General features: G+C 51.6%; 3 protein-coding genes and 1 pseudogene. 2 read left to right on the top strand and 2 right to left on the bottom strand.

Annotated features, from left to right (window positions below; translation table 11 throughout):
• Positions 1 to 195 precede the first annotated feature (195 nt).
• Positions 196 to 1,169: pseudogene (locus DI44_RS0117390) on the bottom strand (alpha-amylase); the annotation flags it as partial.
• 466 nt (positions 1,170 to 1,635) lie between these two features.
• On the opposite strand from DI44_RS0117390, the gene DI44_RS01170 reads away from it, so the two are divergent.
• Positions 1,636 to 6,582 carry an alpha-amylase family glycosyl hydrolase gene (locus DI44_RS01170; RefSeq protein WP_241766400.1) on the top strand — a complete coding sequence of 1,649 codons (4,947 nt, stop codon included), beginning with the start codon at positions 1,636 to 1,638 and terminating at the stop codon, positions 6,580 to 6,582.
• Between the two features lie 52 nt (positions 6,583 to 6,634).
• Here DI44_RS01170 and DI44_RS01175 read toward each other — a convergent pair whose 3' ends face one another.
• Complete coding sequence (locus tag DI44_RS01175; protein WP_033026383.1) at positions 6,635 to 7,378, bottom strand: hypothetical protein; 744 nt, start codon at positions 7,376 to 7,378, stop codon at positions 6,635 to 6,637.
• Between the two features lie 311 nt (positions 7,379 to 7,689).
• Between DI44_RS01175 and DI44_RS01185 the strand changes: the two genes are divergently transcribed.
• On the top strand, positions 7,690 to 8,841 hold a 1,152-nt coding region (locus DI44_RS01185; RefSeq protein ID WP_033026381.1), incomplete at its 3' end, for an IS110 family transposase.

Raw genomic sequence — 8,841 nt, 5'->3', positions numbered from 1 at the left:
ACCTCAAACGATGACCGCATTGGTGCTATGAACCTTCAACGAAAAGGAATAGAGTACATCGTTGAAGGAACGACACAGGCATGACCTGCGTCGTTGGGCAGTTGTCAACCTGCCCCTGATGCAACCCCAAGTCAAGGAAGGAGGACGAAGTCCGCTCGCACTTCTGGGGAGTTGCAAGCCTCCACTTCAAGCGTTAGCTAAGTGGGGGTAGTTGACGAGAGTATTGGTCATTAACGTGCGCATATCAAATGCGCCCCCTGATTTGGAAGCGGTATAAAATTTGTTGTGTAACGGGGCATCAAACAAAGACATCGTTCCGTTTGTTTTCGTAATGTAATTGTGCAACTTGTTGATGTCATAGCTCCAATATTCCCCGACGGTAAATAGCGGCTTGCCAGTCTGAGAACGCACATACGACAACCAATCAGGAAAAAAACTGAACTTAATATGCTTGACGGCATCAAGCCGGAACCCATCAATGTTCGTTGTGTTGACATACCATTTCCCCCAGTTTTTCAGCTCGGTCACGACTTCGGGATGATCCATATCAAGGTCGGCATACATTAAGTAGTCATAGTTTCCGTTTTCCGTGTCTACTTCCCAATCCCACGCTTTGCCGATGCCGCGGAATTTGTAAATGCGGCTTAATTTTCGGCTTTCGTCCCAATCAACGCCGTCAAAATGGTACCAGCGCCACTTAAAGCTGGAGTAGGTGTTGCCCCGCCCGGGAAAATCAAATTTCGTCCATGCTTGGATTTGATAGGTGCCCGAGATTTCTTGGTTGCGGTCGGACGGATTGACTTCGACGGCGTCCACCCATTCCGTGCCGTCGGCGCCGCCTTTATGGTCGAACACGACATCGGCGTACACTTGCATTCCAGCGGCGTGGGCGGCTTGAATGGCTTGAAGATATTGAGCTTTTGTTCCATATTTTGTGCGGACGGTCCCTTTTTGATTGAATTCGCCGAGGTCATACAAGTCGTATACTCCGTACCCTACGTCGCTGCGGCTTGTTCCTTTGTAAGCGGGCGGCAGCCAAAGAGCGGTGATGCCAAGGCTGGATAAGTTGTTGGCTTCATTGGCCACTTTGGTCCAAACGTGCCATCATCCGGCAAGTACCATTCAAAATACTGCATCATGGTGCCGTTAAACGGTGCGGCAGCCTTGGCGTGCTGTCCTGTCGGGCAGAACAGCGAGGCAGTGAGCAAAAACGCGAGCAGGAACACCCACCCTTTTCGAATGATGCGGTGAAACGTTAGTACAATGCCCTTCCCCCTTAATCGAATATTACATTCGACGGTTTGGATTCCAAAAAATGAAGGGAAACGATTGCATAAAAAGAGTAAACAGGAAGCAAAACCTCGAACGTTTACGTCTATTATAATTTTTGTTTGTAATCGTTTTCAATATCGAATTTAAACGATTTTGAGTTAGGAGTGAATCGAAAATAAAAAAAACAGAGGGGAATATAGTTGAAATATTCTGTTTATTCGTATAAGATAAAGATTGATGAAATCGTTTGCATCAACTGTTTTGTGCAAACGATTGCACAAAGGGATATAAAAAGGAAAGGAGAGAAGGAAGTTGGCCAAACAAAGGAGAAGGGAGCGGGGGATGATCAAGAGGGCAAGGAGAATGCTATCATTGGTTTTGGCATCGGTGTTGTTGCTGGCATTGACTCCTTTCCAGGCGGTTGCCGCTGCGAACGAAACAGGAAGTTCTAGCGCTCTAGGGAATGGGGAGCATCGGTGGACGGCTGAATCCACGGCCTCGCAGCCACGGACGATCACGCTAGTCGGCAATTTGCAAGATGAGTTGGGCCATACGGCGGAATGGGACCCGGGGGCATTGGCGACGAGGATGCATGATGAAGGGAATGGGCTTTATACATTCACCGGGACGCTGCCAGCCGGGACCTATGAGTACAAAATTGCGGTCAACGGCAGCTGGGATGAAAATTACGGCGCCGGCGGCCGCAATGGCGCAAATCTGGTGTTGAAGCTGGATCGGCAAACCGAGGTGACGTTTTATTACAATGACCGGACGCATGCGATCGCTGATTCGACATGGTATACGGCGATTGCGAAGGAGAAACAGCCGCGTCTTGTCGGGACGGTGCTGCCGGCCATCGGCTATGAGGGGGAGAGCAACGGATGGACTCCGGGGACATCGACGGCGCTGTTGACCGATGATGATTTTGACTCGGTGTACACGTTTACGGCGCAGGTGCCGAAAGGATCGTATGAATATAAAATTGTCCTCGGAAACAATTGGAATGAGAGCTACCCACAAGAGAATGCACGCTTAAATGTTTTGGAAACGACGATCATTACATTCTTCTTCAATGCGAAAACAAAAGAGGTGTACACCGACTACAACCCCAATGGCTCTGACGGTGTTGTTCAGAAAGACCGATTAAAACACAATACATGGGATACGCTGTACCGCCAGCCGTTTGGTGCGGTGAAAGCGGGAACGAAGGTGACGCTTCGTCTGGCGGCGAAAAAAGGGGATTTGACGAAGGCGGATGTGTATGTGAAAAATGCGACGACCGGAACCGCCAAAGTCTACACGATGGAAAAAGTCGGCGTGCTCGGGGATGATGAATATTGGGAGGCTGCGTTTACCCCTTCTGCGCCGGGGGTATACGGTTATAAATTTATCGCTGTCGATGCCGGGATGAAGGCGGAATATGGCGAAGATACGAAAGAAGGACAATGGGGGAGGGCGGTCGACAAAAATGCAGAGCTATTCCAGCTGACCGTCTATGATCCGAATTACAAAACACCAGATTGGATGAAAGAAGCGGTTGTGTATCAAATTTTCCCGGATCGGTTCTTTAACGGCAACCCTTCAAATGACAACAGCAAGCAGCAGGCACGCGGGGCGCAGCCGATTGAGCATCGCGATTGGTCGGATTTGCCCGATAATCCGCGCCTGAAAGGAACGAGCGGCTACGATGGCGACGGCGAATGGTCGAATGACTTTTTCGGCGGAGACATCGCTGGAATTGAACAAAAGTTGGATTATTTGCAGTCGCTTGGGGTGAACACGATTTACTTAAATCCGATCGCCAATGCGCCATCGAACCATAAATATGATGCGAGCAATTACAAAGAATTGGATCCGATGTTCGGTTCCCCGGAAGAATTCCAATCGTTTGTGCAGGCGCTTGCGAACCGGGGAATGCATCTCATCTTAGACGGGGTGTTCAACCACGTATCCGACGATTCGATTTACTTTGACCGCTACCACCGCTATCCGACCGTCGGCGCGTATGAATATTGGGAAGCGGTTTACGATTTGATAAATGAAAAAGGATTGAGCGAGGAAGAAGCGCGGAAACAAGTGGAAGAGAAGTTCAAACAAGAGGGACAGACGTTCAGCCCGTATGGGTTTCACCTTTGGTTCAATATTGAAAACAAAAAAGTCGATGGCCATTATCAATACCAATCATGGTGGGGCTATGACAGTCTGCCGGAGTTTAAGTCGGTGACGGGGGAAAAAGTGCCGCATCCGAGTGAATTGAACAACGATGCGCTCGCGAATTACATTTTCCGTGAATCGGATTCGGTGGCGAAAAGCTGGATTGCCCGCGGCGCCTCCGGCTGGCGGTTGGATGTGGCCAATGAGGTGGATCCGGCGTTTTGGCGCGAGTTTCGCCAAGAATTGCTTCAAGGGTCGTACGACCGCGGTCCGACGTTAAAAGAGGGGGAGCAGCCGCTCATTTTAGGGGAAATTTGGGATGACGCATCGAAATATTTTCTAGGCGACCAGTACGATTCCGTGATGAACTACCGGTTCCGCGGGGCGGTGCTTGACTTTTTGAAAAACGGAAATGCAGAAGAGGCGGACAAGCGACTGACGGCCATAAGGGAAGACTACCCAAGTGAAGCGTTTTATGCGCTGATGAACTTAATTGGTTCCCATGACACGGCGCGGGCGGTCTTTCTGCTTGGGAACGGAACGGATTCATCCGAGCGGGCGGAGCTTGATCCGAATTATAATGAGGAACTTGGGAAAAAGCGGCTCAAGCTGGCGGTGATTTTGCAGATGGGATATCCGGGAGCTCCGACGATTTATTACGGCGATGAAGCGGGAGTAACAGGCTCAAAAGACCCAGACAACCGCCGCACGTATCCGTGGGGCAAAGAAGATCAAAATCTATTGTCCCATTATCAGAAAGTGGGGCACATTCGCCAGCACCATCAATCGTTGTTGGCCCATGGCGACATCAAGACGGTGTATGCGCAAGGGGATGTATACGTATTTGCCCGCCAATACGGGCGTGAAGTGGCGCTCATTGCTGTCAACCGCGGCAATGAGGACAAGACGGTGGCTCTTGACGTCGCTTCGTTGCTTCCGAATGGCACCGTACTCACGGATGAGTTGCATGATGGCGAGAAAGCCACGGTCGCTGGCGGAACGTTGACGGTCACGATTCCGGCCCTGGATGGACGGATGATGTTTGGGGCGGTGACGGTGGAAATGCCGGCAGCAGTCAGCAATTTGCAGGCGAGCCCTTCGGATGGCCGTGTCATGTTAACGTGGGAAGGAAATGCGTCGAGATACCGAATTTACGAGTCCACGTTAAGAGGGGCCGGTTATACGATGGTGCAAGAGACGGAAACAACTTCGGCTACGATCGGTTCGTTGACGAACGGAACAGCCTATTACTTTGCCGTTGCGGCGGTCGATGAAAACGGGAATGAATCACCGAAGGTCGAAACGAATCGCGTCGTTCCTCATTACCCGCTGACGAGCGACAATGTCCAGTTCGTGACAACGTTAAGCGATGCCACACTGGATTTGTCAAAGCCGCAACAAGTGGATGTCCATGTCAACATCGACAATGTGACAAGCAAAGGAGCAGCTGATGGGTTGCAAGCGGTGTTGCAAGTGAAAGGCACCCGTGACGAAACATGGAAAGAATACAGAGCGTCCTACCAAGGACAAGACGGCGACGCCAACGTGTTCCGAGCTGTCTTCACTCCGCTCGCCGCAGGGACGTATACGTATCGTTATGCGCTGACGACCAACCTTGGCGAGGAATGGGTGTATACAGCAGAGAAGCAAGTGACGTTTGCGGCAGACAGTAGCGACCAAATAGCGCCAGCAGACGCCATCGAGCTGCGGCAGCCTGCGGTTGAATCGGGACAAGTGAATTTATCATGGATGTTTGTTGGGAAAAAAGATGGGGATGCTTATTTGTTAACCATCGAGCGCAACGGTGATATCGTGCATACAACCACTTCGATCGGCGATTCATTTACAGACTACGATGTCGAAAACGGCACCGAGTACACGTATGTTGTCAAGTTGTATGACCGCGCCGGCAATGTTGTGGCGTCAAACACGGTCAAGGTGACGCCGGACATTGTGATGGTGAAAGTGATTTTTAAAGTGAGAGCGCCGGATTACACACCGTTGGATGCCCGAATTACGATTCCGAACAGCTTGAACGGCTGGAACACAGGGGCCTGGGAGATGTCGCGCAACGGTGCGGTGACGCCCGATTGGCAATTTACCGTCGAGGTGCAGGAAGGGGAAACGATCACCTATAAGTATGTGAAAGGCGGATCGTGGGATCAAGAGGGGTTGGCCGACCATACGCGTGAGGACGACAACGATGATGACGTGAGCTACTACGGGTATGGGGCGATTGGCACCGACTTGAAAGTGACGGTCCACAATGAAGGAAACAATACGATGATTGTGCAAGACCGCATTTTGCGCTGGATCGATATGCCGGTCGTCATCGAAGAGGTGCAAAAACAAGGGAGTCAAGTGACGATCAAGGGCAATGCCATTAAAAATGGCGTTTTGACGATCAACGGTGAGCGGGTGCCGATTGATGGCCGGATGGCATTCTCGTACACGTTTGCGCCGGCCAGCCATCAAAAAGAAGTGTCGATTCATATTGAACCATCGGCCGAAAGCAAAACAGCCATTTTCAACAACGACGGCGGAGCGATTGCGAAAAACACAAAAGATTACGTGCTGAATTTAGAAACGAAGCAATTGCGCGAAGGGAAGTTGACAACGCCGCCAAGCAACGGCGATTCTCCAGGAAGCGGTTGGCCGGGCAGCGAAACGCCGTCCCATGACGGAGGGGCAACACCAGGCAACGGCACCTCTCCGGGCAACGGTGGTCCATCGGATGGCACATCCCCTGGGGGGAGCGTTCCGCCGGGCGGCACAGCTCCGCCGGGAAACGGAGCACCTCCATCAGCACCGCCGCAAAAACCGTCTCCATCGAAACCAAAAGAGAAACCGAGAAAGCCAACCACTCCTCCAGGCCAAGTGAAAAAAGTGTACTGGGATGGCGTGGAGTTGAAAAAAGGGCAAATCGGCCGCTTGACGGTGCAAAAGCCGATCAATCTATGGAAGCGGACGAAGGATGGGCGCCTTAAGTTCGTCCGCATCTTACAGCCTGGGGAAGTATACCGCGTCTACGGGTATGACGCGCGCTTCGGCGGGCAGTACGCGGTCGGCGGCGGGTATTACGTGACCGACATCGACACGCACATCCGCTACGAAACGCCGTCAAAGGAGAAGTTGAAGTTGGTGAATGGGGAGTAAGCAAGAAAGCGAGGCTGTCCGAATGAATGGGGCAGCCTCGCTTTTTGCACGTTTATTGTTCACTCGTGACCGTAACCGCCAACCCGTCCGCATCATAGGAAAGGGCAATCACAAGGCCGTCTTTGTGAAAGGCGAGTGCAGGCGGGTAGCCTTGGCCAGAATCGGACTGTTCATACTCGTTTCCAAATAGCGTGATGAGCTGTTGTTTCAGATTGTTGTAAATCGCTGTGAGCTGATCGTTTGTGTACTCCTTTCCGGCATCGAACGAGTAGCCGTAGAAGGCCAGCTTTCCGTTTTCAAATCCGTAGACGAGCAGTGTATCGTATCCAAAAAGAGAAGTCGAATAGACCCAGGCTTGGCCGCCGTCTATATTTTCTTGTAGGATAAATTTTGCGGTTTCCAACTTCTTGACTTGAGAAGTGGACATGCCGAGTTTTACTCCACGGAACAGCTGTTCCATTTTAACTTGATTGAGTTTTGCTTTGGAAGGAGTTTCGTATTTTACCCGGGCATCGCGATCGACATAATATCCGCCGCCTAACCCTAACATGCCAGGTTTAAACGTGTAAATGCGATAGACTCCGCCGGCTTTTAACGTTTTTATGTAAACTTTCTTCTCTCCTTGTAACTTATAAAGCTCGGTATCTTTCAAAACAGTTAATTTGCCGATCTGTCCCTGCACCAATTCCATGCCGTTCCACCAAACTTTTGCTTGTGCATCGTGGGTGTGAAATGGCGACAGAAGGATTCCGGCGCTTAGCGCTGAGACGGCTAGAAATTTTTTCATGATCTTCATAAAGTATGCTCCTCTCTTACAAAGATGGAAGAATAATATGATCCATTTTAACCGATCTTTCACTCTTTAGCCAAGTCCGTTGGAAATCTTGTTTGACGAAATGTTGACCTTTGCACCGCCAAAGCGGCCTCTTTTTCGTTGAAATCATTCTTTTTTCTCTTTTCTTTTGATGGAAAGGTATCTATGATGAAAGAAAAAGAGAAAGGAGCATTCCCGTTAGGAGCTTTTCCGGGGACTTGATCAAAAAAAGCCCTCTTGGTATGATGCAGGGGTGTCAAACACATCACTCACCATACCAAGGAGGACTTCAGATGAATTGTACACAAAACTATAAAATTGATCAAGTCACCGAACAAACGCTTGTCGTGGGCATCGATATCGCGAAACGAACCCACTACGCCTGCTTCGTGGATGACCGGGGGCGTGTGCTTCGCAAATCGTTCCCGATCTTCCAGTCGAAAGAGGGCTTTCGCCAGTTGTATGAAGCGATTCAGGAGGCGATGCAAGCGTTCGGGAAGTCAGAGGTGATCGTCGCGGTGGAGCCGACCGGGCACTACTGGTTGAACCTCGCCTACTTCCTTGAGGAGCACGGGATCCCGTTGGTCATGGTCAACCCGGCGCATGTGTGCCGGTCGAAAGAACTCGATGACAACCTGCCGACGAAACACGACGCCAAAGACGCCCTGGTCATTGCCAGACTGGCAAAAGACGGACGATTCCTCGTCCCCCGGCTGCTGCACGAGATCGAAGCCGATTTGCGCGTCGGGAGCACGCTCAAAGAGAAGCTCCGCAAGGAACAGACGGCGGTGAAAAACGCGATCGTCCGCTGGACCGACCGATATTTTCCAGAGTTTTGGACGGTGTTTCGCGACCTGGGGAAAACGGCGCTTTCGGTGCTGGAGTGGACGCCGCTTCCATCCGATATGGCCGGCCGGACGGTGGAGGAGCTTCTTGAGGTGTACCGGCAAAGCGAAAGGCTGAAATGCCCGCAGAAGGCCAAAATTCAGGCGTTGATCAACGCCGCGAAGGACTCGATTGGGGTGACGGAAGGGACGACGATGGCCCGGTTTGAGATCGCCGCGCTCGTCCGCCGATACCGCCAATTGGAGGCTGAGGTCGCCGCGTTGGACGCCGAGTTGAAGGCGTTGGTTCAAACGACGATGGAGTATCAATGGCTGAAAACGGTCGACGGGTTGGGAGACGCCACGATTATCGATCTGTTGGCGGAGATCGGCAGCTTCGCCCATTATCGGGACCCGCGCCAATTGGTGAAGTTGGCGGGCCTGACGCTCAAGGAGAACTCCTCCGGCCAGCGCAAAGGGCAAAAGCACATCTCCAAACGGGGACGGAAACGGCTGCGATCGGTGCTGTTTCGGGCGATGATTCCGCTGATCCGGCACAACGAGGCGTTTCGCGAGCTGCATGAGTATTATACGACCCGCCCCGTCAATCCGCTGACCGGA

The sequence above is a fragment of the Geobacillus sp. CAMR5420 genome, assembly GCF_000691465.1.
GTDB classification, from domain to species: Bacteria; Bacillota; Bacilli; order Bacillales; family Anoxybacillaceae; genus Geobacillus; species Geobacillus thermoleovorans.
Note: the sequence above shows the minus strand (reverse complement) of the source record. Positions and strands in the feature narration are given on the sequence as shown.